The organism is Pseudomonas sp. S2_C11 (assembly GCF_054668395.1).
Genome location: NZ_CP162765.1, coordinates 3,028,843 through 3,055,102 on the forward strand (window position 1 = coordinate 3,028,843; position 26,260 = coordinate 3,055,102).

Annotated in this window: 21 protein-coding genes; 13 read left to right on the top strand and 8 right to left on the bottom strand. The window is 58.7% G+C overall.

The window, feature by feature from the left end; genetic code table 11:
- Positions 1-112 precede the first annotated feature (112 nt).
- The 6 genes from AB4N48_RS13650 (at position 113) to AB4N48_RS13675 (ending at position 9,232) form a co-directional block, all read left to right on the top strand.
- Positions 113-2,161: a type VI secretion system Vgr family protein gene (locus AB4N48_RS13650; RefSeq protein ID WP_252869180.1), complete on the top strand. Its 2,049-nt coding sequence runs from the start codon at positions 113-115 to the stop codon at positions 2,159-2,161.
- Positions 2,162-3,034: a DUF4123 domain-containing protein gene (locus tag AB4N48_RS13655; RefSeq protein ID WP_150741578.1), complete on the top strand. Its 873-nt coding sequence runs from the start codon at positions 2,162-2,164 to the stop codon at positions 3,032-3,034.
- Positions 3,031-6,450, top strand: a complete 3,420-nt coding sequence (locus tag AB4N48_RS13660) for a toxin VasX (protein WP_460093644.1) — start codon at positions 3,031-3,033, stop codon at positions 6,448-6,450. Before AB4N48_RS13655 ends, AB4N48_RS13660 begins: the two co-directional genes overlap by 4 nt.
- Positions 6,443-7,633, top strand: coding sequence for a DUF6708 domain-containing protein (locus AB4N48_RS13665; RefSeq protein ID WP_460093646.1), 1,191 nt, complete (start codon positions 6,443-6,445; stop codon positions 7,631-7,633). Before AB4N48_RS13660 ends, AB4N48_RS13665 begins: the two co-directional genes overlap by 8 nt.
- Positions 7,634-7,751: 118 nt before the next feature.
- On the top strand, positions 7,752-8,249 hold the full coding sequence (locus tag AB4N48_RS13670) for a hypothetical protein (RefSeq protein ID WP_460093648.1): 498 nt from the start codon (positions 7,752-7,754) through the stop codon (positions 8,247-8,249).
- 155 nt (positions 8,250-8,404) lie between these two features.
- A complete protein-coding gene (locus AB4N48_RS13675) occupies positions 8,405-9,232 on the top strand; it encodes a glycosyltransferase family 2 protein (protein ID WP_252869545.1) in 828 nt (275 codons plus the stop codon).
- A gap of 323 nt (positions 9,233-9,555) precedes the next feature.
- On the opposite strand, the gene AB4N48_RS13680 is transcribed toward AB4N48_RS13675, so the two are convergent.
- The 6 genes from AB4N48_RS13680 to AB4N48_RS13705 form a co-directional block, all read right to left on the bottom strand.
- Complete coding sequence (locus AB4N48_RS13680) at positions 9,556-10,140, bottom strand: hypothetical protein (protein WP_252883546.1); 585 nt, start codon at positions 10,138-10,140, stop codon at positions 9,556-9,558.
- A gap of 86 nt (positions 10,141-10,226) precedes the next feature.
- Positions 10,227-10,427: a hypothetical protein gene (locus AB4N48_RS13685; RefSeq protein WP_460093649.1), complete on the bottom strand. Its 201-nt coding sequence runs from the start codon at positions 10,425-10,427 to the stop codon at positions 10,227-10,229.
- Positions 10,428-10,438: 11 nt separating this feature from the next.
- Positions 10,439-10,681, bottom strand: coding sequence for a hypothetical protein (locus AB4N48_RS13690; RefSeq protein ID WP_056784562.1), 243 nt, complete (start codon positions 10,679-10,681; stop codon positions 10,439-10,441).
- Positions 10,682-10,818: 137 nt separating this feature from the next.
- Positions 10,819-11,886, bottom strand: a complete 1,068-nt coding sequence (locus AB4N48_RS13695; RefSeq protein ID WP_460093651.1) for a lipocalin-like domain-containing protein — start codon at positions 11,884-11,886, stop codon at positions 10,819-10,821.
- A complete protein-coding gene (locus AB4N48_RS13700) occupies positions 11,876-14,344 on the bottom strand; it encodes an ABC transporter permease (RefSeq protein ID WP_423662825.1) in 2,469 nt (822 codons plus the stop codon). Before AB4N48_RS13700 ends, AB4N48_RS13695 begins: the two co-directional genes overlap by 11 nt.
- Positions 14,344-14,997, bottom strand: coding sequence for an ABC transporter ATP-binding protein (locus tag AB4N48_RS13705; protein WP_252879843.1), 654 nt, complete (start codon positions 14,995-14,997; stop codon positions 14,344-14,346). Before AB4N48_RS13705 ends, AB4N48_RS13700 begins: the two co-directional genes overlap by 1 nt.
- Before the next feature lie 139 nt (positions 14,998-15,136).
- Between AB4N48_RS13705 and AB4N48_RS13710 the strand changes: the two genes are divergently transcribed.
- Positions 15,137-17,110: an alkyl/aryl-sulfatase gene (locus AB4N48_RS13710; RefSeq protein WP_460093652.1), complete on the top strand. Its 1,974-nt coding sequence runs from the start codon at positions 15,137-15,139 to the stop codon at positions 17,108-17,110.
- Positions 17,111-17,316: 206 nt separating this feature from the next.
- Here AB4N48_RS13710 and AB4N48_RS13715 read toward each other — a convergent pair whose 3' ends face one another.
- Complete coding sequence (locus AB4N48_RS13715) at positions 17,317-18,168, bottom strand: helix-turn-helix domain-containing protein (protein ID WP_460093654.1); 852 nt, start codon at positions 18,166-18,168, stop codon at positions 17,317-17,319.
- A gap of 96 nt (positions 18,169-18,264) precedes the next feature.
- Between AB4N48_RS13715 and AB4N48_RS13720 the strand changes: the two genes are divergently transcribed.
- Together AB4N48_RS13720 and AB4N48_RS13725 are read left to right on the top strand one after the other, a co-directional pair.
- A complete protein-coding gene (locus AB4N48_RS13720) occupies positions 18,265-19,209 on the top strand; it encodes a LysR family transcriptional regulator (protein WP_460093655.1) in 945 nt (314 codons plus the stop codon).
- Entirely contained in the window at positions 19,206-20,225 is a 1,020-nt protein-coding gene (locus AB4N48_RS13725) for an AraC family transcriptional regulator (RefSeq protein WP_460093657.1), read from the top strand. Before AB4N48_RS13720 ends, AB4N48_RS13725 begins: the two co-directional genes overlap by 4 nt.
- A gap of 140 nt (positions 20,226-20,365) precedes the next feature.
- On the opposite strand, the gene AB4N48_RS13730 is transcribed toward AB4N48_RS13725, so the two are convergent.
- On the bottom strand, positions 20,366-22,063 hold the full coding sequence (locus tag AB4N48_RS13730; RefSeq protein WP_460093658.1) for a sulfatase-like hydrolase/transferase: 1,698 nt from the start codon (positions 22,061-22,063) through the stop codon (positions 20,366-20,368).
- A 389-nt stretch (positions 22,064-22,452) separates the two neighbouring features.
- Between AB4N48_RS13730 and AB4N48_RS13735 the strand changes: the two genes are divergently transcribed.
- From AB4N48_RS13735 to AB4N48_RS13750, 4 genes are read left to right on the top strand one after another with little or no spacing between them, the layout of a single operon-like run.
- A complete protein-coding gene (locus tag AB4N48_RS13735; protein ID WP_056784540.1) occupies positions 22,453-23,805 on the top strand; it encodes a UDP-glucose dehydrogenase family protein in 1,353 nt (450 codons plus the stop codon).
- Positions 23,802-24,836 carry an NAD-dependent epimerase gene (locus AB4N48_RS13740; protein WP_252869169.1) on the top strand — a complete coding sequence of 345 codons (1,035 nt, stop codon included), beginning with the start codon at positions 23,802-23,804 and terminating at the stop codon, positions 24,834-24,836. The genes AB4N48_RS13735 and AB4N48_RS13740 overlap by 4 nt, the downstream gene beginning before the upstream one ends.
- A gap of 14 nt (positions 24,837-24,850) precedes the next feature.
- Entirely contained in the window at positions 24,851-25,597 is a 747-nt protein-coding gene (locus AB4N48_RS13745) for a sugar transferase (protein ID WP_016774101.1), read from the top strand.
- Positions 25,597-26,244 carry a CpsD/CapB family tyrosine-protein kinase gene (locus tag AB4N48_RS13750; RefSeq protein WP_024012451.1) on the top strand — a complete coding sequence of 216 codons (648 nt, stop codon included), beginning with the start codon at positions 25,597-25,599 and terminating at the stop codon, positions 26,242-26,244. The genes AB4N48_RS13745 and AB4N48_RS13750 overlap by 1 nt, the downstream gene beginning before the upstream one ends.
- Positions 26,245-26,260 lie beyond the last annotated feature (16 nt).

The window sequence follows — 26,260 nt, forward strand, 5'->3', positions numbered from 1 at the left end:
TCGGCCAGCTCTGCTGGTCGATGTTGTTTACGCCCCTCCAGAATTTCGCGTACGTTGAGCCGCTTTTTTGCGGCCGTCGACGAGCGCCGCTGTACAGCACGAGGAACAAGGGATGTTCGCGCCGGCCAATGAAACCCACTTTGCCCTGACCATCGAAGGGCTTTCCGCCGACTTTCAGGTGTTTACCCTCACCGGCCGGGAAGCCATCAGCCAGCCTTTTGTTTTCGAGGTGGAACTGGTCAGTGAGCAGCCGTCGCTGGACCTCGAAACCCTGCTGCACAAACCGGCCTTTCTGCAGCTGTCGCCTGACGGCAGCGGCATCCATGGCCAGATCTACCGCGCCGCGCAAGGCGATTCCGGCAAGCGCCTGACTCGTTATTCGGTGACGCTGCGCCCACAACTGGCGTATCTCGCGCACCGCATCAACCAGCGCATCTTCCAGAACCTCAGCGTGCCGAAAATCATCGGCATGGTGCTGGAAGAGCACGGCATCCAGAGCAACGCCTACGAATTCAAGACCGGTTCGATCTATCCTGAACGCATCTACTGCGTGCAATACGACGAGTCGGATCTGCACTTCATCCAGCGCCTGTGCGAGGAAGAAGGCATTCACTTCCACTTCCAGCACAGCGCCAACGCGCACAAGTTGGTGTTCGGTGACGACCAGACGGTGTTCCCGAAACTGGCCCCTGTGCCCTATCAGCAAGACTCGGGCATGGTCGCCAGCAACCCGGTGATCAAGCGTTTCGACCTGCGCCTGGAAACCCGCACCAGCCGCACCACCCGCCGCGACTACGACTTCGAAAAACCGCGTCTGACCCTGGAAAGCGAAAACCGTGGCGACGCCCTGCCCGACCTTGAAGACTACGATTACCCGGGGCGCTTCATCGACCGCGAGCGCGGCAAACATTTGGCCAAACGCGCCCTCGAACGCCACCGCAGCGACTTCCAGCTCGCCGAAGGCAAGAGTGATCAGCCACTGCTGGTCAGCGGCCATTTCCTCGCCCTGACCGAACACCCGAAAGCCAAGTGGAACGACCTGTGGCTGCTCACCGAAGTGCTGCATGAAGGCAAGCAGCCGCAGGTGCTCGAAGAGTCGGTGACCAGCGACACCACGGCGCTGAAAGACGATTTCCACCAGGGCTACCGCAACCGCTTCCAGGCCACGCCGTGGGACGTGCCCAATCGCCCGCCGCTACGCCACCCGAAACCGCGCATCCTCGGCAGCCAGAGCGCAGTAGTCACCGGCCCGAAAGGTGAAGAAATCCACTGCGACGAGTACGGCCGGGTCAAAGTCCAGTTCCATTGGGACCGCGAAGGTCAGGCCGACGACAAGACCAGTTGCTGGCTGCGCGTCTCCAGCGCCTGGGCCGGCGCCCAGTACGGCGGCATCGCCATCCCGCGCATCGGCATGGAAGTGCTGGTCACGTTCCTTGAAGGTGACCCCGATCAACCGCTGATCAGCGGCTGCCTGTACCACAAGGAAAACACCGTCCCCTATCCACTGCCGGCGAACAAGACCCGCAGCACCTTCAAGACCCTGAGCTCCATGGGCGGTGGCGGCTACAACGAACTGCGCATCGAAGACAAAAAAGGCCAGGAACAAATCTACCTGCATGCCCAGCGCGACTGGGACGAGAACATCGAACACGACCAGAAAATCCGCGTCGGCAACGAACGCCACGACACCGTCGAAAAGAACAGCTACAGCGAATTCAAGGCCGAAGAACACCACACCGTCTACGCCGACCGCAAAGTCGAGGCGCGCGCTAACGATCATCTGACCGTGGGCGTCAATCAGCACATCAAGATCGGCACCGGCCAGTTCATCGACGCCGGCCAGGAAATCCACCTTAGCAGTGGCATGAAAGTGGTGATGGAAGCCGGTGCGGAGCTGACCCTGGTCGGCGGCGGCAGCTTCATCAAGATTGATGCTGGTGGCGTGACCATGAGCGGCCCGGTGATCAACATGAACTCCGGCGGCAGCCCGGGCGTTGGCACGGGCGCCGCGCCGTTGATGCCCGGGCCGTTGAAGCAAGCTGATACGGATAAAGCCGGGCAGTTGCTGGTGCCAGCGCAGCGGCAGGCGTTGATGCAGAAGAAGCCGATTTGTGCGGTGTGCGAAGCAGCCAAACAGGCTGCACAAAGGGAGCTACATTAAATGATCGAGCTACCGCCACTTCCGATTGATCTGCCATGGGAAACCCCAGCTTATCTGCTGCTGGATGGCGTCAGTGTTCCCGATCTCGCGCAGCAATTGTTTCAATGGGATAACCAAGCCTACAGCCTGTACCAGTCCACTCGCTGGCAGGAGTTGTCAGATATTTCGCCCTATCTGATCGAGCTTAAAGGTGCCAGCGATCCGCTCTTGGCGTACTTCAGAGAACATGCGGCCGAGGAGTGGGGTTATCTGCTGTTCAGCGACGCAGATGCGCATTCGTTGTGGGGCCATTGGCGTCACTTGCTGAGCGTGAAGCACCCGAGTGGCATAGAAGTCATGCCCCGTATTGCCGACCCTGCGGTCATGCACCAGCTGTTTGCATTGGCAGAAAAAAAGGGCAGCGCGAAATGGTTCGGACCGGTCAGACATGTCTGCCTGCCGGACGGAGTTGGCATCAACTGGCATCAACACATTTGCCACCGACCCGCTATAGCCGAACCCGAGACCTATCGTTTGACGGATGAAGAACTCACTGCGTTGGGCGAAGTAGAATTTCGTAACTTCATATCTGATCTAAATGAGCATTTGCATACGTACTTTGCGGACTTCATGGCGACTTTTGCATCTGAAGATCGTCGGCCCTATGCGCAAGCACTCGCGGAAGATGCCTATCAAAAGGGTTTCGCTTCTGAACAGGAAATCACCCTCTATGCGAACGTTTTCGGCTATCTCGCTGGTGAGCCGGTCACTGATCATCCCGACATCGTTCAGCTACTCGCGCAATCGACGTCTGAAGCACCACTGAAACGCGTTGAGCGCGCTGCAGAACTGGCCGAACGCCGTGCCGCCGATCGACAAGGAAGCCAATCGTGACCACTCAACAACCGCCTAAACCCAGCGCCAACACCGCCGCAATGGCCAAGCCGGCGAAAGACACCCGAGTGCCGATGGGTGTGTGCCCGTTGATGAACAAGAAAGTGCAACTGCTACCTCTGCGCTATGGCCTGGTCCAACATCTCGATCCAGCTGCCGAGGTGTCCATGCCGTACAAAACCAAAAGCCAGCCGCTGGGCATTCGTTTGCTGCGCGATGGGTATCTGTACATCATCAATGGCACCACCGGTTACTTGCACGAATACCGGATCGAGAAAGGCCAGATCACCAAGCTGCTGTGGAACAGTCAGGAAGTATCGGCCGACACTCGGACCAGTTCAGTCGGGGAACCGCATCTGATTTTCACTCGATCTCACACGCTTTACGCCAGTTATTCCGAGATTCAGTGGACAGCTTTCAAATGCTCGCAAGTGCTCAACTCCAAGGATGAGCGCAAACGCTTGATGCAGCAGCTCGAGTTGACAAGCGCCTGCCCGGAAAAGGGTGGCGAGCATTTGCTGAGTAAGCAGCAGGCGGAGAGCTGGCTGGCCGAGGTCAAGGAAGATCAGTCTCGATCCGATGCCAAACCAGAGGGTTCGAATCAGCAGGAAAGCGTGGCCTATCACTGGGAGGATCAGCCACTCTTCAAGCAAACCACCATTGAAAGTCTGACCAGTAACGTGCAAGGCCCGTACAAGAACGACTACCTGTTTCTGGTGCTACGAGACGACATTGGCGTGATGCGTGATCTGGCCAGTGCGCAGTTGAAAGTGGCTGACTGGATTGAACAATGGAGTGCTGATGAACGATGCCAGGCTCAATACCTTACTGGCTCTTACATACAGTCGCTCTACGACGTCAATGGGCCCCGACTTGACGCTCTGAGCAAAACAGACCCTGATATCAAGTCGTTGAAAGACGACACCAACGAAGAGCAGCAGAACAAGATTTATGAGTATCTGAAGGTTCGCCGGGATAACAGAGATCCGGGGATCTATGGAGACGAAGCGCACTGGCGAAAAATGGCTGAAAAGGATCCTTATGCCCGTGCGTACATGGACATGACGGATTCGCTGGGCAATCCGTTATACCGTAAACATCAAGACACCTTGAATAAACTGAGCCTGCAAAGCTGGTACGCATTGCATGGCAAGGAGCTCGGTCAGCGTGGCGTCGATGACTTGGTTAACCGACCGGAGATGGAGGCATTTCTCCTCAAACAGCAAATACTGCTGAGCCACTGGCACGGACGGTTGAAGAACATTCGTGATGATCGCCTGACGATGTTTACCAGTGGCTACTTCCACGGAGCCGCCTGGTACTACGATTTCAAGCTCGATGCGCAAATCAAGCATCGTCTGGAGACTGAATTCGTCTGTGTCGCCGCCATGTGTGCTGACCCGAAGGCCGTCGCGAAACTTGCGGCTTACATGGAAGCCAATCTGCTGACCGTCGTACCTGGGCTGGACACGCTGACTCTGGCCGCACAAGTCGACGTAGCAAAAAAACTCGCGGACTTGAGCAGTTTCTCGATCAACGTGATCTCCGCCAAGGAAAACCTGGCCAACGTCAACGTCCTGACCAATCAGTTCCACAGTCTGATGACCGAGCGCCTGCCCAACTACGCCAAACTGAACACTCAGTTCATGGGCATGCAAAGCTTGCTGGACGAGGCCTATAACCCGGCTCGACAGATGAAAATTGCCGATCAGTTGGACAAAGCTCACGTAGCCTTCGCGCGTGCACAAACCGTCGATCCCAACAGCTACATTCGCGAAATCGGAGCGCCTGCGCGTTTACAGTTACTACGAGAGTTTTCCCGGCAAGGGCTGACATTGCGTGCAGCGTCTGCCGCCGAAATCAACGCCTTCAACCTTGCCCGAGATCAGGCGTTGGACCTGCGCGGCCAGTTGAAGGAAACCTACAAGCTGCGCAATCGCGAATTGTCCCGGCAAACCACCGGCTCCGCCATGCCGGGCAGTGAAACGCAGTACAACCAACGGATTGCCCAAATCAAAAATTCGCTGTTACCTTTGGAACAGAGGCTCTGCGACGCGTTGACTGTAGGCGGAGACAGCCCGGCAAAAATCGGCACGGTGATCGATGGTCTGGATCCGCAATTGCGGGCAGAGATGGGCCGGACCGTACGAGACTTCCGGGCTACAGGGACGTTCAATAAGCCGCTCGCAGGGGTCATGAGGTCGAAGGGGGATGGGATCGCGTTTGCGTTGTTTGTGATTCAGGGGCAGAAGTTTATTGAAGCGCTGAATACCTTTGTAAGAAAAGAAAATCGTTCACTAAGTGACAAAATAGCTTTCACCGAATCATTCGTAGGTATGACAGCAGCTGGCTTTGCAACAGTTCAAGGCCTTTCAGTAACCATCTTTCAGTCTCATATCGAACAGATGGAAAGCGTTGGAGGTAAACTGAATACAATGAGCCGACTGGGACGATGGACCGGAATCGCGGGATTTTGGGCATTCGTATCAGGTGGCGTAGTTGCATCGCTAGACTTAGGAAAACACTCATTGCAGTGGGGTAAAGCGTTAGCGGAAGGCGATTACAAAGCCTTGGGCGCCACCACACTGCAGATAAGCGGTGACACAATGCTAGTCGGTACCAACACTTGGGCGGCCAAACACACCGGCTCAGTCGTGAAGAACATCATGAAGACACCGACTGAGCTACGTGCATTGGCATGGGCTGAAGCCAGCCCTCGACTTTTAGCGATAGGCGCGCGCGCAAATCTAATAGGTTTGATCGCTACCGCCCTGCAATTGGTAGGGGAAGGCCTTTACAACTACTTCAATCTAGACGACCTGCAAAAGTGGATGCGGAGCAGCGCTTGGGGGAACAAGACCGAAAACCGTACCGCACAGGATGAGTGGAACGAATTGGCAAAAGTTGTGCAAAAACCTACCTGCGAAATGATCCGCGATGTCAAACAGACCTATTTGAAACTGGTAGTTCCTGGTGTGAGCACACAGGAAATGGACACCCGCAAATTACAGTTGAAAGCGTACGAGCAGTATCGCGACACTCCAAAAAATATTGGATACGCGCCAGGTCCGTTCCCGTTAAGGTGGCAGGAACGCTCGTCCGCTTGGGTCACCCGCTTTGTTGTGGTTAGCAAAAGCAACGAGGCATTGACACTCCACCTGCCGATAAGTGACTCGCTGCAAACCACCGATTTTGCCTTGGCGCTGAACATCGCCTATCAATTGGAAGCCGAGCGCGACATCATGCACGAAACCTGTTTTGTACTTCGTGACCTGCATATCACTGGCGCATCATATAAACGCACCCCAACGCGAGGTGTCTTTAAGGTAGAGTCCGTAGACACATTGCCGAATGGCATAAATAAATCTCAATTCATTTTGTTCAAACAAGAAGACCTGGCGACTGTCGATGTTTAAGAGCCTTTTGAAGCGCAAAGATAAAATCGTATCGACCGAAGCCGCACCAGATATACGCAGCAAGCGCCCAAACGCGGGGGAAATCCGCGATAGCGGGTTGAATGAAACTCTATTTCTCTCGCCATTGCCCGTTTACACAGGACAGACGCAGTCCTCTCGTAGAAATTTTTCGGAGGTGAATGACACATTTTTAGAGCTAGGTGGGAGTAACTGGGGGACCGTTGAGCAGGGAAAAATATTAGCGGCAGGACTATGGTTCCCCATATTTCTGGCGTTCATAATGCCAAGCCTTGTGATTGCTTACGGAGTGATTTTTTACCCCGAGAACTTTAGTGATCCGTGGCGCGAACTATTCGGTTTTATTCAAGTGTCCATAAGTGTTTCCCTACTCTCCTTTCTTCCGATAGGCGCTTACGTCTACGGAATGATCTCTAGCGTCTACTCATCAGCAAAAACCTACCCCGTCCGCTTCAACCGCCAACGCCGCGAAGTCTGCTACGTCGACAGCAAAACCCGCCGCGTCCTCATCGTACCTTGGGAAAGCGTAGTCGCCTGGGTCTCCAACACTCAGGGCGTCACCAGTTATGGCGCTACTCGCCAGTACACGTTCGGCATGGGTCTGGAGGATGAGGAGCAGGACAAAGTGCAATTCCTCCTGCTACCACAACCCAGCGATGCACATGCTTTAGGGATGTGGACTTCAATTCGTAATTACATGGAAGACGGTCAGTTGGTAGATGCTCCAAACCCGATGCTCAAGGCACTGGGTTTGACTCCATCCGGTGATCGGCTCAAACCGTACGAAGGCCTACACACTTTTGAAATCGAACGCGAAGACGCACGCGCGATGGGGTCGCTGGACGAGGGTGGCGACGAACTGACGCCCGAGCAGCGCGAGCATTACGGTTACTCGAAAAAATCCCGTTGGCCACTGCGCCGCTGGTACATGTGGCGCGTGCTGAGCTTCTGGAAGATGCCTTACATGCTAGCCGAATGGGCGCATCGCAAAGGGCGGCCTACCCTTCCGGAGCAAGTGCAGACATGGTCTGAGGCGTTGCCACCAGAGCAATGGGCCAAGCCCAGCGCTGCATTGGTGAAAGCCAATCAAATGGTCAAGACTGCCATGGACAAAAAAGGCACCACGTTCGTCGAAGCGTGCAAAGCGGCGGGTTTGCATGGATGAAATGTGAGCAACCAAGGTCGTCTATTTCTTTGAATTTTTAACATCTGTTAAAACGTAAAGCCGATTTGTTTCGGTTTATCCGAGGCCATAAGTCGGAAATTTCGAGTCTGAAAACCCAATGAATATCCGTCAGATAACGCTTGCCAATCGATGGACCGCAACCTTTCAAAACATCGGCGAGTTTCGCATGGGCGTCGAGGGCTGGGGCTTGCTTCTACAGGGTCCGAATAACCAGACGATCAAATACTTCGTAGACCAGATTGTTCTAGCGAACGACGAGGACGGCAACCAAGCCAACACCTGCATCCTGCTCTCGGTCGATGGCGTTTACGGCTGTTTGCATACGGCCGTAGACGGCGACTGGGTGATCGATTTTGCACGAGGGATGATTGCCCCTCATCGAGTAACGATTCGCCACCATCACGACGCTTACGACGAAAGCCTCGCACTATACGAACAGCCGGCCTTCAAACGTGCGCGCCAGTACATCAGTGTTGTCGGAAAACACATCTATCTGACTTTTCCGCTAACCAGAGATGAGGATTTTCCCAAGGTATGGGACGAATACCTGGCAATCCGCAAGCGCCAACTGGATGAGCTTTACTTCGCAACCTGATGAACGCATGGCTACATCCGGTAAGCATCCCAACCGTTTTACGTCCTCACACTTCTCCAGTGTCCCCCCTCCCAAATTAAGCTTCACCTAAGCTTCCCCCGCTAGCATCCCGGCTCATCAACCTGTCGTCTTGAGCCGTGATGAGTCCCTCCGACATGAAAGCCTTCGATCTGCCTACCCAGCCGCATCCCGACTTCAGTCTGGTTCTGGTCAATTACAAAACCCCGGACATCACTCGCATGTGTCTGGAGCTGTTGCGCGAGCATGTCCAGGCGCAGGGCATTCCAGTGTGGGTGGTGGACAACGATTCGGCGGATGCCAGCCTCGATTATTTGCGTTCGCTGGACTGGATCAATCTGATCGAGCGGCCGTCGCCCGGTAAGGAAATGGGGCATATTGCTCATGGCAAGGCGCTGGATCTGGCCTTGGCGAAAGTTGAGACCGATTATTTGTTTCTGCTGCACACCGATACCTTTGTCTACGACATGGAAGTGTTCGCGATGATGATGCGCGAATGCACGAAAAGTGCGGACATGGCGGCGGTGGGTTGTGTTGAGCAACTTGATCGTGGGTGGCTGCGAGACACCTGGCGGTTAACTTCGCGGTTCTGCAAACATCATGTTCGTCGGCTAAAAGTTCATTTCGGCCTGCGTTCGAAACCACCACGCCCGTATAAAGAAACGCATCTGAAAAGTTTCTGTACGCTGTGGAATGCGCGTTTGATGAAGTCGCTCGGGCTGCACTTCTGCATGGATGAGGAGGTGCCTGGTTACACGCTTCAGGATCGAATGGTCGGGTTGGGCTATGGCGTCAGGTTCCTCTCGCCGCGGAAGATTTTCCGCTACCTGGATCACATCCAGGCCGGCACCGTCGCGGCGGCAGGCACGTATGGCAAGGATCACCGCCGTACAAAAATGTACCAGCAGACACTCAAGCGCTTGCAGGGGCAGCATGGCAAAACCGGTATGCAGGCTTCGACTTGATCGAAAACAATAAAAAAGGGCGACTTCAAAGTCGCCCTTTTTGTTTGCAGATTCTGTATACAACTTTCGCCAGTAGTGGAGTTCGCCCAGTGTTACGGCCTGGCAATCCTTGCACCGGTAAAGAGCCCTGACACTGGGCGAACGCCGAGGATTTTAATTCAAACAAGTGGACCTGTCGTCATGGGCAAACATGAAATTTTTGCACTGAAAAGTTAAAAACTGTGTTTTGCCGATTTATCCCGGGAATTGTCTTACAAAAACCTTTATATGATTGCTCTCATACATAAAGTTGTACAAGAGCAATAAACTTGTAGAGTTAATACTCAACTATCGTGCTGACTGGTCACTTTCAGGATATCGGTATAAGTGACAATAACGCTCTGCCCTACTTTCAGATCTTTCAACTTGGCCTGAATCTCCGGCTTCTTCACATCGAGCGTCTTCGATTGTCCGGACGGATCTTGGAGGGTGACCTGATTGGTCTTCAAATCGATTTTGCTGATTTTCAGCTGCACCTGAACCTGACGATAGCCCTCGCCGCCCGGGTTATCGCTGCCCGGGGCCTTGCGCAGTTCGCCGGTACGTTCGGTGGTGCCCGGCAGACCTTTATCTACATCGGTGTCGAGATAAGCCGCGACAGACCGCTGCACTTCGATCTTCACTAGGTCCCCCACCTTGAGATTGGCGAGATTTTTCGCTTTGTCGCTGAGCTGAACGTGGACCTGACGTCCCTCGGGGCCTTCCAGCACGACCTGGTGATTGGCCGGGTCGACGGCGAGCACTTTGGTGGTAACGGAATCGGCCTCAACGACGGCAGATAACGGAATATCGGCAGCCAGAGCGCCGAAACTGGCAGCAGAAAGCAGCGTTGCGAGAGTGATGGCCTTGGCCAGAGCGTCGAGCTTCATATGCATTACTTTCCCTGTGATGAAATGGCGACGCCCGCCACCGAAACGACTTCTGCAGCAGGCGTGCCAGTGAGCATAGACGCTGTTCAGGGCTTGACTTGGGTTTGTGGCCAACGGGTATGTGGCTTGGCGGTCTCTTGCGCAGTGGATTCGCCACTCGGCGTGCCCTTGCCGCTGTCCTGCCGCTGCTTGGGATCGGTCGGGCGCAGGGCATCATTGTCGCGCTCGGTTTCACCGGCCGGGCGTGGTTCGTCGGGGTTGTCGTTCTGGTTGCTGGTGGTATTCATGGCAGGAGTCCTCAGGCTTCGGGATCTTCGAGTTCGCGGGCGACGTTGACCTCGGGTGACTGCTTGTGCAGATCGTCGGCTTTGGCGCGCATCAACTGCCATTGCTCAAGATCGATTGCGCCTTGGCCGAGCAGGTCATCGGCGATGCGTTGCAGATCGAGGTAGTGAGCGTCAGGGGAGTTCTGCCAGTAGGCTTGATCGTCGAACAGGCGCTGCCAGGTGTCGAGGTCTGGGGGTTGCAGGTCGTCGCTCATGGGTGAGTCCGAAAATGGCGGGTTTCTGGGTAGAGCGGAGAGCGCTGGCGAGAGTTCCAGTCAGTTAACTCAGCGGTCACAGCGCTGACGCTTTCGCGAGCAGGCTCGCTCCCACAGGGAAGAAAGCGGTGCCGCCGTTAATACCCGGTCATTTCCAGATAGCCTTGGCCAGGATGGCTGCCATCAATCTTCACCGGCCCTTCCCAGTACGGGATACGCAAATCCATCCACGCATTGCGGTTGATCGCGTCAACGCTGATATCGAGTTTCTTGTCAGGAATGCGGATCGACCATTTCACCGGCATCGGTCGATCGGCAACCTTTGCCGTGTCCTGCGGCACAAGGCTGATCTGCTCGCTGCGCAACGTCTGAATCTGCCCGTCAGCGGCGATCCAGGTGCCGGTCAGATAAGGCGCGCCGGTCTTCTGCCGCATGCGATAAAGCATCACGTGTTCGCCGCTGTCCAGATGCAGCGAGAACCAGTCCCAGCCAGTTTGATTGGCGGTGAGTGGCTGACTGCTCCACTCGCGATCGAGCCACGCCGGGCCGCTAACGGTGTAGGCCTGGCCGTCGATCTGCAGCGTGCCGCTGGCCTGGAAAAATGGCTGGCCGTAGTAATACGACGCCTGGCCTTCTTCGGATTTTTGGCTGAAACCGTTGTCGCCCTGCAGCACCAGCGGTCGGCTGGAGGTAAGGCGCAGTTGATAAGCGAAATTCTTGTCACGAGCACTGAGTTGCATATCGCTCAACGGATCCTGCGCCTGACTGGCAAACATCCAGTCATCGATCCACGCCTCGAACGGCGCCAAGCGCACGCCGGCCTGGCCTACTCCGCCCCGGGCGTAGCGCTCGGCGGCATGATGCACCGAGCGCGAAGTGACTGCCGCATGGCCCAGCCAGATCGTTTGGTTGCCCCAACCGGCCTGCTCGGCGACGGGTTTCAGGGCGCTGCGAAACAGCGTCCATTGCACGCCGAAATCATTGCCCTGCTGATCCTTGAGGTTGGCGGTGACGTACCACCACTCAATGCGAAAACCATCATGCGCGCCATGATCGGCCGGAAAGCTGAATATCCGACCGGGCACCACCGGGGTGAAGGATTGCGCCTGATCGCCCATGCCGGCAAAGCCCTTTTCCTCGGGTGCAGGCTGATCGCAGCCAGCGAGCAGCAGCGCAATCATCAGCACGAGCCATTTAGTCCTCATGGGCAAATGTCCTCAGCAAGTCCGCCGGTTGTGTGCGGTACAGCGAATACAGCGGCCATGCCGAAGCCAGTAAAGTCGCGAGCAAGGCCAGGCCCATCAGTTGCAACAACTGCAACGGGAACACCCGCAGCGGCAGTCGCCAGCCGAACGCCTGCACGTTGATCACCGCATCGAGGCACCACGCCAAAGCGATGCCCAACGGCAGCGCCAACAGCAACGTCAATACGGCAAGCAGCCAGGTCTGACCGAGGTTGAGCAGCATCAATTGTTTGCGCGTAACGCCCAGCGCCCACAGCGGTGCGAGCTGACTGAGGCGACTCTGGCTCTGAGTGAGCAGACTGATGAACAGCGCCACGCCAGCCACGGCCAGGGTCAGGCTGTTCAAAGCTGCTGTCGCAGCAAATGTGCGTTCAAAGACTTGCACCGACCAGCCCTTGAGCCGCGCCTGATCGACGATGCGGTTGTCATCCAGCGCAAAACGCGCCTGCAAGGCGTTGAGCAGCGCTGGAATCTGTGCTGGATCGATACGCAAATTGAAGCGGTTCGGCGTGAGTTGCGGCCAGCCGCGCAGCAGGTGCTCACTGCTGATCAGCACGTGACCCTTCGGATTGCCGTAGTCGGCGTAGATGCCGACGATGCGCGGCGACCATGTGCCGTTCGGCGTGGGAATGTTCAGATGCTCGCCCGGCTTCACTTTCAGGCGTCGCGCCAGTTGTTCGCTGAGCATCACCGCATCGTCCGTGGCCAGTTTGCCCCACGGATCGCTGCCACTGCTGTCGAGCAACGGCCAATGCTGGCGATAGTACGAGTGGTCGATGATGCCGTAGACATCGGCCGGCCAGCCTTGCAGCGTCACCGAAACCTGCCAGTTGGGCAGCACAGCGGTCACGTTGCGCTGCTGCTTGAGCCAACTGTGCATCTCGCGGGCCTGCGCCGGGTTGGCCGGGTTGACGTACAACTCGGCGCTCAGGCGTTGTTCGAGCCAGTCGTTGAAGGTCTGGCGAAAACCGGCGGTCATGCTGCCGGCGCCGATGTTGGCGGCGAGCGCCAACAGCAGCGCCATCAGCGCCAGACTCAGGGCTGGCAGTTGCTGGCGGCAGTCGGCGAGAAACCACTGGCCGAGCACCGACCGACTGCGCCCGAGCAACGGGTTCAACAACGCGCTGAGCAACACCGGCAAGGCCAGCGCGGCACCGAGCAACAGCCCGGCCATGAGCACGAAACCGCTGCTCAGGCTGTCGCCCCAGATCAGCGCCGCCAGCGCAATTGTCAGCAGCGCTGTCGCCAGCCAACCCTGTCGGCGCAACCAGCGCGAATACTGTTGATGCCAGGCCTGCGGATCGGCCACCGCCAGCAACGGCAGACGCGCCGCCCGCAGCAGACTGTTGGCCCCGGCCAGCAACGCGCCGAGCAGGCTCAGCCCTATGCCGCTGAACCACCACCAGGGACTCAGGCGCAACTGCCCCGCCACTTCCGCGCCATATAAACCGCGCAGGCTGGCGGCGACGTCCGGCAGCAGCACGCTGGCCAGCCAATAGCCGCTGATCACACCGAACAATCCGCCGATCAGCGCCAGCACACCCAGTTCAACCACCAGACATGCGATCAGCATTCGTGCACTGACGCCACAGGCGCGCAAGGTGCGCAGCAAACCTCGGCGCTGTTCCAGAGCGAGGCCGATGGCGGCGTGGACGATGAACAGGCCGACCAGAAACGACAGAAATCCAAGGGCATCGAGATTGAGGTGAAAGCTCTCGGTCAGCCGCGCGAGGTTGTTTTCTTCGCCGCTACTCTTGAGCTGCAAGCGATCATTGAAACTGGCCGGTAATTCTTGATGAAAGTCCTTGGGTAGCAGCAGTCGCGACAATTGCTCGGGTTGTTCGAGCAGGCGCTGCGCTACGCCGATGTCGACCAGCAACAGGCCCGGCGCCATGTCCTTCTGCGCGAGCAGTGGCGGCAGGGTTTGGCCGTTTACGGTTTGCGGTGTATCACCTTCGCGCAAGCCGAGCATTTGCAGGGTGTCCGGAGAAATCCAGGTGCTGCCCGGCGGGCTGAAAAATTCGACGATGCGCTCGATCGGCATCGCCTGCCCGGCCACTGCCGAATCCGTCGGCAGCGACACCGGCTCGATGCCCATCACCTGAATCCGCTGGTCTTCGTGGCCCTTGAGCGTCATCCGGCCCTGCAACACCGGCGACACCGGCCAGCCCTGACGGCGCAATTCGATAAACCAGCGCTGTGGAAACAGCGCCCCATTCGGCGTGCTGAGGCTGGCCTGTGGTTCGCCGCCGATCATCTGGCTGGCCCGCGCGTAGCTGTCACGTGCCTGACTGTTCAGCGCCTCGACGCCAGTGAGCAGACTGGTGGCCAGCCACAACCCGGTCAGCACGCTGAAAAACTGCACGGGATGGCGCCGCCAGTGGCTGAGCAGCGCGCGCAGGGTTTGCCGCCAGATCATCAGGCGACCCGCCCGTTCGACAACACCACACGCTGGGCCAATCGCGCCGCGACGCGCTGACTGTGGGTGACCATCAGCAGGGTCGTCGGCGTGTCATCGAGCAATTCCAGCAACAGCCGCAGCACTTCATCGCTGGTCGCTTCATCGAGGCTGCCGGTGGGTTCATCGGCCAGCAGCAATTTCGGCTGCGAGGCCAATGCCCGGCCCAATGCGACTCGTTGCTGCTGGCCGCCAGAGAGTTGCTCGGGGTACCGCGAGAGCAGATCGCCCAGACCCAGACGCTGCACCAGATGCGCTTGCCAGCGTGGCTCATGGCGCCCGGCCAGGCGCGCCTGAAAGGCCAGATTGTCTTCCACGCGCAGGCTGCCGATCAGGTTGAACTGCTGAAACACCAGACCGATTTCCGTGCGTCGCCAGTTGGCCAGTTGCGCTTCGCTCATGGCTTCCAGACGATGTCCGCCGCTGCGGATGCTGCCGCTGTCGACCTTGTCCAGCCCCGCCACCAGGTGCAGCAGCGTGCTTTTGCCACTGCCCGATTCGCCCATCAGCGCCAGGCTGCCACCTGCTTCCAGCGTCAGGTCGACGCCTTGCAGCACCGGCAACAATCCCTGTGGCGTGGCATAGCTTTTGAAAACGTCGCGAACCTCAAGCATGGGCAAACCCGATCAGTGAACCTGGGCCTAGGATAGCGGCCCTGAATGGTTTTTGTCCGCTGATGATCATCGTCAACCCAGCGCCGCGCCCTAAGCTGCTGGCTGTTCGGCCATAACGATAAAAAAACCGGAGACACCCATGCCCCGTTTCATCCTGAGCCCGCGTGGCCTGCTGACCTGCCTGATCACCACTTGCCTGAGCCAGCCGTTGCTCGCTGCTGACGGTCCGGTGGCGCCGAGCATGCAAACCGCCGCAAGCAACGCTGCCGTACTGCAAACCCTGCCTTTCAGCGACCGCACCGATTTCGAATCCGTCAGCAAAGGCTTGATCGCACCGTTCAAGGGCCAGATCAAGGATGCCGCCGGCAAAGTCATCTGGAACGTCAATGCCTATGATTTCCTCGCCAAAGACAAGGCGCCGGAATCGGTCAATCCGAGCCTGTGGCGACTGGCACAGCTCAATGCCCACGCCGGTCTGTTCGAGGTCAGCCCCAAGCTGTATCAGGTGCGCGGCCTCGACCTGGCCAACATGACCATCATCGAAGGTGACGACGGGCTCATCATCATCGATCCGCTGACCATGGCCGAAACCGCCAGGACGGCGCTGGATCTGTACTACGCCAATCGCCCACGCAAACCGGTCGTCGCGGTGATCTACAGCCACACTCATGTCGATCATTTCGGCGGCGTGCGCGGGGTGATCGACGAGGCCGATGTCAAGTCCGGCAAGGTCAAGGTGTATGCGCCAGCGGGCTTCATGGAACACGTGATGAGCGAGAACGTCATGGCCGGCAATGCCATGAGCCGCCGCGCGCAGTACCAGTTCGGCAGCCTGTTGCCGCGCAGTGAAAAAGGTCAGGTCGATGCTGGCCTCGGCAAGAGCGCGCCCAGCGGTGGCACGGTCACACTGATCGCGCCTACCGATCTGATTGCCGAGCCGTTGGAAACCCGCACCATCGCTGGCCTGCAAGTCGAATTCCAGCTGACCCCGGGCACCGAAGCGCCAGCGGAAATGAACCTTTATCTACCGCAGCTGAAAGCCTTGTGCATGGCCGAAAACGCCACGCAGATGATGCACAACATCCTCACCCCGCGCGGTGCGCAGGTGCGTGACGCCAAAGCCTGGTCGCAATATCTCGATGACAGCCTGGCGCGCTATGGTGACAAGGCCGACGTGCTGTTCGCCCAACACAACTGGCCGACCTGGGGTGGCGAGCGGATTCGTACTTTGCTCGCCGATCAGCGCGACATGTACGCGTTCATCAACGACCGCACCCTGCACTTGCTCAACCAGGGCCTGAAGCCGCTGGAAATTGCCGAAGCAATCAAGAAACTGCCCGGCTCGCTCGATCAGAAGTGGTACACCCGTGGCTATTACGGCTCGCTGAGTTTCAATACGCGCGCGGTGTATCAGCGTTACATGGGTTTCTACGACGGCAACCCGGCCAACCTCAACCCGCTGCCGCCGGTCGATGCGGCTAAACGCTCGGTCGAGGCCATGGGCGGTGCCGCGTCGGTGCTGGAAAAAATGCGCAGTGCGATGGCCAGCGCTGACTACCGATGGGCCGCGCAGTTGGGCAACCAGTTGCTGTTCGCCGATCCGGACAACGCGGATGCCCGCAACGCTCAAGCCGAGACGCTGGAGCAGTTGGGTTATCAAAGCGAGAACGCCACCTGGCGCAACATGTACCTGACCGGTGCGATGGAACTGCGCAACGGCGTACCACCGCAGTCTGCCAATACCGTATCGGTGGACATGGTCCGGGCGATGAGTCCGGAAATGTTCTTCGATTACCTCGCGGTACGCCTGGACAGCGACAAAGCCGTGGCCCATGACCTGACGCTGAACTGGACGTTCGACGATGTGCAAAAGGATTTCACCCTGACCCTGCGCAACGGCGTGCTGACTCACCGCGCCGGCTTGAATCCGGCGGCGGATGCGAGCGTCAGCCTGAGCCGCGATACGCTGGAGAAGATCAGCCTGAAGCAATTGGACTTCCCGACGGCGATGCAAAAAGGACTGGTGAAGTTGCAGGGCAATGGTCAGAAATTCGGATTATTGATGGGCAGCCTGGATACGTTCGGGCCGCAGTTCAATATCGTCACGCCGTAAGTCAAAAGCCCCTCACCCTAGCCCTCTCCCAAAGGGAGAGGGGACTGACCGTGTTGGATGTACGAGATACGCCGAGGTGGGATACCGAGTAGAACTCAGATTCCGAACGCCATGAAGATCGGCTCCCTTTCCCCCTCGCCCCCTTGGGGGAGAGGGGGAAATCTTGCTGGCACCCTCAATAACGATCAATCACCTCAATCCTGCTTTCAACAAACCTGCCCCGGATTCAACCGGAACTGCTTCGGCGTAATCCCGAACTGTTTGCGAAACGCGCGGATAAAGTTGCTCGGCTGGCGATAACCCAGCCGCTCAGCGATCCGTTCGATCGGTTGATCGCCCGCCGTCAGCCAGTGCCGCGCCATCGTCAGATTGTCCTCACGCGCAGGCGCGCAAGTTGCAGCGTGCCAGTGGCGCAGCATGCTCTGGTGCAGAAACGGGTTGGCGCCCAGCAAGGCCTGATCGAGCCTGGAGCGCGGCAAGGTCAGGCACAGATGCTCGCCTTGCTCCACCGCGATACCCACTCCACGCAGCCAGCCACCGGCCATTTGCGCGGGGCGCAGGCTGACACTGACAAACAAATCTCCAGGCGCCCCGCCGAGTCGACGGGCAATGTTGCGCACCAGCGTTATCGCCGCCGCATCCAGAGCGAAATGATGGAGCTGCCCCTGCTGCGAACGCAGGCGCAAATGAGCAAAATCGCCCGCCTCGACCAATTCCACCGCAATGTAATTGATCACCCTTGGCAAGCAGTCGATGAAGCACTTCAGACTGGCCCGCAGGGTCGCGGCCGAGTCGAGCAGAATATTCAGTCCTTGCAGGCAATCGGTCGCCATCCCGTCGGACAGTTCGCAGCCAAACGTCGGCGCTACCCCGGCCCACTCACACTCACGCCACAACCGTTCAACCGCTTGTGCGGCGATCAATTGATGCTGTCCGGCAAGCACAGACGGGCAGATCCCGACGCGCGCCATCAAGCGTTGCGGGCACAGCCCGGACTGGCGAGCATGCGCGAGAATCGTGCGGGTGCACGCGCTGGAGGCGAACAGAGGCTGAGACATGAAGGCGGCCATCGAAGAACAGGCGTGTACTTATGCCAGCGGACGTGCTATCGATCCAATGCATTAAAAGTATTCGCAAAATGCAGGAGACGCATGATGGATCTTCGCCAGCTTCGCCACTTGGTCGCCCTCGCTGATTACCGCAACTTCGGTCGCGCCGCCGAGGCGATCAACCTCAGCCAACCGGCGTTCAGCCGCAGCATCCAGACTCTGGAGCGTGACCTTGACTGCGCGCTGGTCGAGCGCAGCAGCCGCGAATTTCGCCTGACCGGGCAAGGCCAACTGGTGCTGCAACATGCGCGGCGCCTGCTCGCTGGCAGTCAGGCGCTGCACAACGAATTGACGCAATACAACGGCCTCACCGGCGGCGAACTGCAATTCGGTTGCGGCCCGTATCCGGCACAGGTGCTGGTGCCGGAAGCGCTGGCCGACTTCATTGATGCGCATCCGGCGATTCGCACGCGGTTTCATCAGGGCGACTGGCAGCAATTGACGCTGTGGTTGCGCGAGCAGCAGATCGAGTTTTTCGTCGCCGATGCGCGGCACTTCGTCAGCGATCCGCAGTATGAGGTGCACCTGCTGCGCACGCGGCCGGGACGGTTTTTCTGTCGCGCCGGCCATCCGCTCCTCGCGCAACGCGACCTGCGCTTGCGCGCCCTGCTCGATTACCCGATCGTCGGCACGCGCATTCCACCGATGATCCGCAAGGTGCTCGCCGATATCCTCGGTGAGCAGGACTTCACCCCAAGCGTCGAGTGCGCACAATTTGACGCGATCCAGCGCGTAGTGCTGCGTTCAGACGCGGTGGGGCTCGCCACGCTTGAGGCCTTGCGTGAACAACTTGATCGAGGCCTGATCGAGCTGCTCGACTTTGTCGACGTCCCCCATGACGAGCCGGCGCTGCAACTGGGTTACGGCATCGTCAGCCGCGCCGGTTTTACCCTGACGCCAGCAGCGCGGGCGATGATCGAGGCGATCCTCAGCGTCGATCAGCGTTTGCTGGCGGCTAACGGAGCTACGGGAGACGCGCGCACAACATGAGCAAAATCGATCCGCAACCCGTCAACGCTTTTTACGCGCCGACCCTGCTGCCGGCCATTGAAGAATTGCTCGCGCGCGGCGTTACCCAAGGCGCAATCGAAGCGCAGCTGCGCCGCAGCCTGTTCGATCTGCGCACGCCGTTCACGCGCATGCCGCTGCTGATGTCGCGGCGCTTCTGGGCGTTTGCCGTGGAACAGAGCGGGGATCCACTGATCGGTCTGGCGGCGGGTGAACGTTTCGTTTCGACGGCCACCAACGGGCTGACCTATCTGTTCGATGTCGCCGTGTCGCTGGAACGTGCCTGTGCGTTTTTCGCCGAGTACTTTGCGTTTTTCAACGGACATTTCCGTGTGCAAATCCTGCGTGAAGATGACGGCGTAACACTGCGTCTGGTCGAAGCCGGCAGTCTGGGTGCTCCGGCGGCGCTGACCGATTACATCCTTGTCAGCCTGTGCAGCCTGGTACGACGCAAATTGCTCGCCAGCGGCGTGAATCGTGATCCGGTGCTAGGTGTGGCATTGGCATCGGCAAGCCGCGAGCAGCATCAATCGGCATTGCGCGCCCCGGTGAGCGCAGAGCAATCATGCGCGGCGATTTATCTGGATCCTCAGCTGTTCGTGATGCCGTTGACACCGGGCAATCCGGCATTGGAGACAACGCTTGTCGATCTGCTGGAACAGACCCGACGTCTCAGTGAATCGACCTTGCTCGGACAGCTCAGCGATTATCTGATCGAAGATCTGGCTTCAGCGGATTGGCAGCAGTTCTGTGTTACACAGCATTTGCTTGAGCGCACGGCGGCAAGGCGTTTGAAGGCGTTGGGCTGGACTTTCAGCGAACTGCTTGATGAGCATCGCCGCTATCGTGCCGAGGACCTGCTGCAATCCGGGGCGCTGGAGCTGGTCGAAGTGGCTGATCGGTTGGGTTACAGCGATGTGCAGGGATTCAACCGGGCTTTCGCGCGCTGGCTGGGGTGCGCGCCTGGGGAGTATCGCGCGCGGTGGCTGAAGCTTTGAATTGGCTGGTGTCAGTGCTGGCCCCATCGCTGGCAAGCCAGCTCCCACAGAGGCCAGTGCTGACACAGGATTTGTGAACAACCTCGAACCCTGTGGGAGCTGGCTTGCCAGCGAAGAGGCCCGCCCGAGCAACCCAAAACTCACTGCCCCGAAGCCACACTCGCCGGCGCCCGCTCAGGCGTAACAATGCTGCCCAGATCGATATGCTTCCACTCAGGCTTGGCCCCCAAGCGCGCATTGAAGCGGTAGTTGAAAGTGAACTCATCCGCCGTCGGCACGCTCAGCGGTTTGCCATATACCGCTTCGATTGCGCCCAAGTCGTAGCCCATCACCTGCAACAGTGTCGGGAAGATGTTGTAGTGGCTGGAGCGGTCCTTGTTTGCTGGCAGATTCGCCGCCCAGTCCGGCGCCTGCAATCCACGGCCCTGAATCACCACCAGCGGCACCAGCCCCTCCTCTTCCACCGGGTCGCCGCCGCAATGGGTATTCAAGCCCGGGTTGCCACGCTCATGCAGATCCTGGCCATGATCGGAGGTATAGATCAGCAGCGCATTGTCCAGATTGGCCTGGGCAAACACCCGGGCGAAGAACTCGCCGACGTTCCACAACAGCGTGTTCTTGTAGGCATTGCGATACAGCACCCAGTCATCCGGCTGGCCGTTGAAACCGGTGCGTTCGCCAGTGTCGGCGACTTCAGTGAACTGCCCGCGCGGCAGCGTTGGCCGGTAGGCCATGAACGCGTCCGGGTATTTGTCATGCACCGGAAAATGCGCGCCGACCTTGTTGATCACGATCAGCTCGGGGCGATCGTCATTGAGCAATTCGATCAGCTTCGCCGCTGCCGCCATATCGCGGTCGCGCACGCTGGTCTGGTCGAATTGCACGAAACTGTCGATGTCGTTTTTCTCGGCAGCGGTCATCAGGTTCTGCAAATTGCCGGCCGTGCGCTGAGCGTCGATGTAGACCGTGCCGAGCCCGGCCTTCTTCGCGTACTGCCAGATCGACGGCAACGTGCTGTTGATGCGCCTGTAATCGGCGCGGGTGCCGCCGTAGCGCAGGGTGACGTTGGTGTCGGCGCTGCAGTTGGCAATGGACGCGGCATAACCGAAGTTGAAGACATCGACCCCGGCCGGCGCTTGCTTGAGGTTGCTGTGCACGCCGAACGGCGCGTTGATGTCGAGGTAATTGCCGGAAATGCTTTCGTCGATGATCAGCACGATGTCGTGGCCGACGGCGGGCGTGGCGCGCGCAAGCGTCACCGCTTCACGGGGGCCGACAGTATCGTGCAACGCTTCATAGGCAAACAGGTTCAGGTAGGCCAGCGGCGTGTACATGATCGGCAACCCACGTGCGCCCTCACCCGCTCGTAGAAACAACAATCCGCTGAGCATCAATACGCCAACGAGGGGCGCCGCGACCCGCAACGTGTTGGGTATGAACAGCGCATGACGCGGCTTGAGTCCGATGCCGAATAACAGCAGCAAGCCACTGAGCAGCGCGCGCAGGATCGCATCGCGATACTGATAGGCCGCTTCCTGAACGAAGCCGCCGGAGTACACCAGCGAGACAAAATCGCTGTACCTCAGGTAATCCGCCGTGACCCGGGTATAGACATCGAAAAAAACCGCCGCAACAAACAGCGTTAATGCGAACGCATGTCGAACAAGAGCCTGACGTATATAGGCAGTTAGATATAACGCGAAAGTAAGCGCCAAAAACATCGCGCCAAAAACAAGTACATTCAAACCCCACCCGATAGCATTTAACCGATCCACGTAATAGTCGGAAAAGAGCAACAGATGGGCAACTAAGAGCAGTTCCTTGGCGTATTTGAACATGGCGATACCGGTGATCGGAAAAGGGCAAATGTCAAAGGTTTGTCGGTCAGAACCTGACACTAGCACCCGGCCATCAAAGCGCAAGAAATGACTGATAGGCGGGGAAAGCGTCAAAAAAACGGTGACTCAAATCTGACACACCTGTAGCGGTGAAAGCCTTTAATTTCGGGGACTTAGACCGTCTGTCGGTTAAATTGAATCTGAACAAATCTGCAAAGAAAGAACAAATTCAATCGCAGCAATGACTTGATGGCCAATCGCCAAAAACGCCTCAAGTGTTATACCCGTGCAACATGTCATTTTGCTGACACGCTTTTCAAACCCTGCGCTATACCCCTTTAACAATCTCATTCCGTAGTTAACTTTTCTGGTTTTATTGAGGTGCGCAGATGGACGTGAGCGTATTTGGCACTGGCTATGTCGGACTTATACAAGCCGCTGCACTTGCCGATGTCGGTCATCGGGTTTTATGCATTGATATTGATCCCAACAAGATCAAACAACTGCAACAAGCGGTACCGCCCATCAGTGAACCAGGCCTGTCCGCAACACTTGAAGAAAACATCAAGGCCGGGCGCTTGTTGTTCAGCACCCAGGCCAGTGATGCGGTGACTCACGCCGAGCTGATTTTCATCGCCGTCGGCACCCCGGCGGACGAAGACGGCTCAGCCGACCTCAGCCATGTACTCAACGTCGCCCGGCAGATCGCCGGCCTGATGGAGGCCGATCGCACGCTGATCATTAAATCCACAGTGCCGGTCGGGACTGCCGATCAGGTTCTGGCCACGGCCACCAGCGAATTGCTGCAGCGCGGAAAAACCGAGCTGCAGGTGCGTGTGGTTTCCAACCCGGAATTTCTCAAGGAAGGCAGTGCCCTCGCCGACTGCATGCGCCCGGACCGGATCATCATCGGCACCCGCGACGACGCTGCCCGCGAGCAGATGAGCGAGCTGTACGCGCCGTTCTGCCGCAACCACGAAAAACTGATGTTCATGGACAACCGCAGCGCCGAGCTGACCAAATACGCGGCCAACGCGATGCTCGCCACCCGCATCAGTTTCATGAACGAACTGGCCAATCTCACCGAGCTGCTCGGCGCCGACATCGAAGCGGTGCGCAAAGGCATCGGCTCCGACCCGCGCATCGGCTACCACTTCATCTATCCGGGCTGCGGCTTCGGTGGCTCGTGCTTTCCCAAGGATTTGCGGGCCTTGCTGCACACCGCAGAACACAACGGCATGCCGTTGAAACTGCTGCGCAGCGTCACCGACGTCAATGACAGCCAACGGCACATCCTGTTCAGCAAATTGCGCGCGCAGTTTCCCCAAGGCCTGGCCGGCAAATCCATCGCGGTCTGGGGCCTGGCGTTCAAACCGAACACCGACGACATGCGCGAAGCCCCCAGCCGTTACCTGATGGACGCGTTGTGGGCCGAAGGCGCCAGCGTGCAGGCCTACGATCCGGAAGCCATGTCCGAGTGCCGACGCATCTACGGCTATCGCAACGACCTGCACTTGTGCGCAACCCGCGACGACACCCTTGAAGACGCCGACGCGCTGGTGATCTGCACCGAGTGGAAAAACTTCCGCGTGGTCGATTTCGAGCTGCTCGCCGAGAAGCTGCGTTCGAAGGTGATCATCGATGGGCGCAACCTGTACAACCCGGAACAGGTTGCCGCCGCCGGCCTGCATTACAGCGGCATCGGCCTGCGCCACATCGCCCCTGAAGGGCTGCGGCCATGAAGATTCTGGTGACCGGTGCCGCCGGTTTCATTGGTGCCCATTGCGTCCTGCGCTTGCTGCGCGACGGGCATTCGGTGGTCGGCCTGGACAATTTCAACCACTACTACGACCCGCAGCTCAAGCACGACCGCGTGCAGTGGGTGCGCGAGCAGGTCGGCGATTTTCCGCTGGCCACGGTGGATCTGGCCCACGCTTCGGCGATCGATGCGCTGTTTGCCCGCGAGCAGCCACAAGTGGTGATCCATCTGGCTGCGCAGGCCGGGGTGCGTTATTCGCTGGACAATCCACGGGCGTATCTGGACAGCAACCTCAACGGTTTCCTGAACATTCTCGAGAGCTGCCGCCACCACCCGGTCGAGCACCTGATCTACGCCTCGTCGAGTTCGGTGTACGGCGCCAATCAACACACGCCTTACTCGGTCAAGGATGGCGTCAACCATCCGCTGTCGCTGTACGCCGCGACCAAAAAAGCCAATGAACTGATGGCGCACAGCTACAGCCATCTGTTCGGCATTCCCTGCACCGGCCTGCGCTTTTTCACCGTGTACGGCCCTTGGGGTCGGCCGGACATGTCGCCGATCCAGTTCGCCCGGGCGATCAGCGAGGGCGAGCCGCTGAAGCTGTTCAATTACGGCGAGCACCAGCGCGATTTCACCTACATCGACGACATCATCGAAAGCATCGCACGCCTCATCGATCAGCCACCGCAAGCCAATCCGCAGTGGGATCGCGAGCAGCCCGACCCGGCCAGCAGCATGGCGCCGTGGCGTCTGTTCAACATTGGCGGGCAGCAGCCGGTTGCACTGAAAACCTACCTCGCGCTGATGGAAAAACATCTCGATCGGCAAGCCATTGTCGAGCTGCTGCCGCTGCAACCGGGCGACGTGCTCAACACCTGCGCCGAGGCCAGCGATCTGGCCCAGGCCACCGGATTCCAGCCCCGGATAGAACTGGATGAAGGACTGGGCCGCTTCATCGCCTGGTTCCGCGACTACTACCCCATTGCCCGTGCGCCGCTTGCGGCTGATTGAATGCGGAGGACGCCATGACTGGACATGAAAGAAGTGTGTCGATTGCACAGATGCGCCCTGACAAGCGCGTCGACCCGGAACATCGCATGCGCCTCGACGCGGCGATCCACCGTCAGGGTCGCGGCTGGCTCAGCGGCCGCGATGGCGGCCGCCCATGGCAGCTGTCGCGGACCAACCGGGTGGTCGCCTGCCTCGGCGCGCTGACGATTCTCGTGCTGATCTCGCCAGTGCTGCTGGGCCTGGCCCTGGCCATCAAGCTCACCAGCCCGGGGCCGGTGCTGTTCGTGCAGAAACGCACCGGTTATCGCGGGCGCAAGTTCGGCATGTTCAAGTTCCGCACCATGGTCAGCAACGCCGAAGAACTCAAAGAGTCGCTGCGCCACCTGAACAAACACGGGGCTGACGCCATCGACTTCAAGATCGACAAGGACCCGCGTGTCACCGGCATCGGCAGTTTTCTGCGGCGCACCAGCCTCGACGAGCTGCCCAATCTGATCAACGTAGTGACCGGCGACATGCGCCTGGTCGGCCCTCGTCCGACCTCGTTCAACGCCTACCGCTACAAGGACAATCACCTCGCGCGTCTGGCGATCTACCCCGGCATGACCGGTCTGTGGCAGATCTCCGGACGCAGCAACATCGACTTCGACCAGCGCGTTGAGTTGGACCTCAGCTACATCGCCGAGCAGAGCCTTCTGCTTGATCTGAAGATTCTGTTGAAAACCCCCTTCAAAGTATTCAGCGGCCACGGAGCAAGCTAATGGACGGTTCAACCAATAAAAGCCTGAGCATCGCCAGCCCCAGCGAATCGAATCTGACTTCGACCGTGCTGGATCTCGATCTGCGCATTCTGTTCCTGACCGCCGCCAACCCCGGCGCCGGCACCACCACCAGCGCTCTGGCACTGGCCAGTCAGCTGGCGCAGATGAGCAGCGGCCAGGTGCTGCTGGTCGACGCCAGCCAGTCGGCGAACAACCTCACCCAGCAGATGAACCTCGGCAAGGAGCGCGGCCTGCGCGACCTGCTGTTCAACCCGGGCAACCCGCCGCTGTTGCAGGACTGCGTGGTGCAGGTCTCGAGCCTGCCCTTCCATGTGCTGCCCAACGGCCGGCCGATCCGCACGCTGGAACACCTGACCGCCGAGCGCCTGAGCCCGTTGCTCGACCAGTTGGGCAGCCAGTACCGCTTTGTGGTGATCGACGGCGACGCGGTGTATTCCGCCGCCGACACCCTGGTCATCAGTACTCAGGTCGACGGTGTGGTGTTTGTCGTGCGCGCCGAAGACACCCGCTGGGAAGTCGCCCAAGCCGCTGTGCAACGCCTGACTCAGGCCGGGGCGAAAGTGGTCGGCAGCGTGTTCAACCGGCGCAAGTACTACATGCCCAAATGGCTTTACAAAAACCTGTAAGCGAACGCAAAGGATG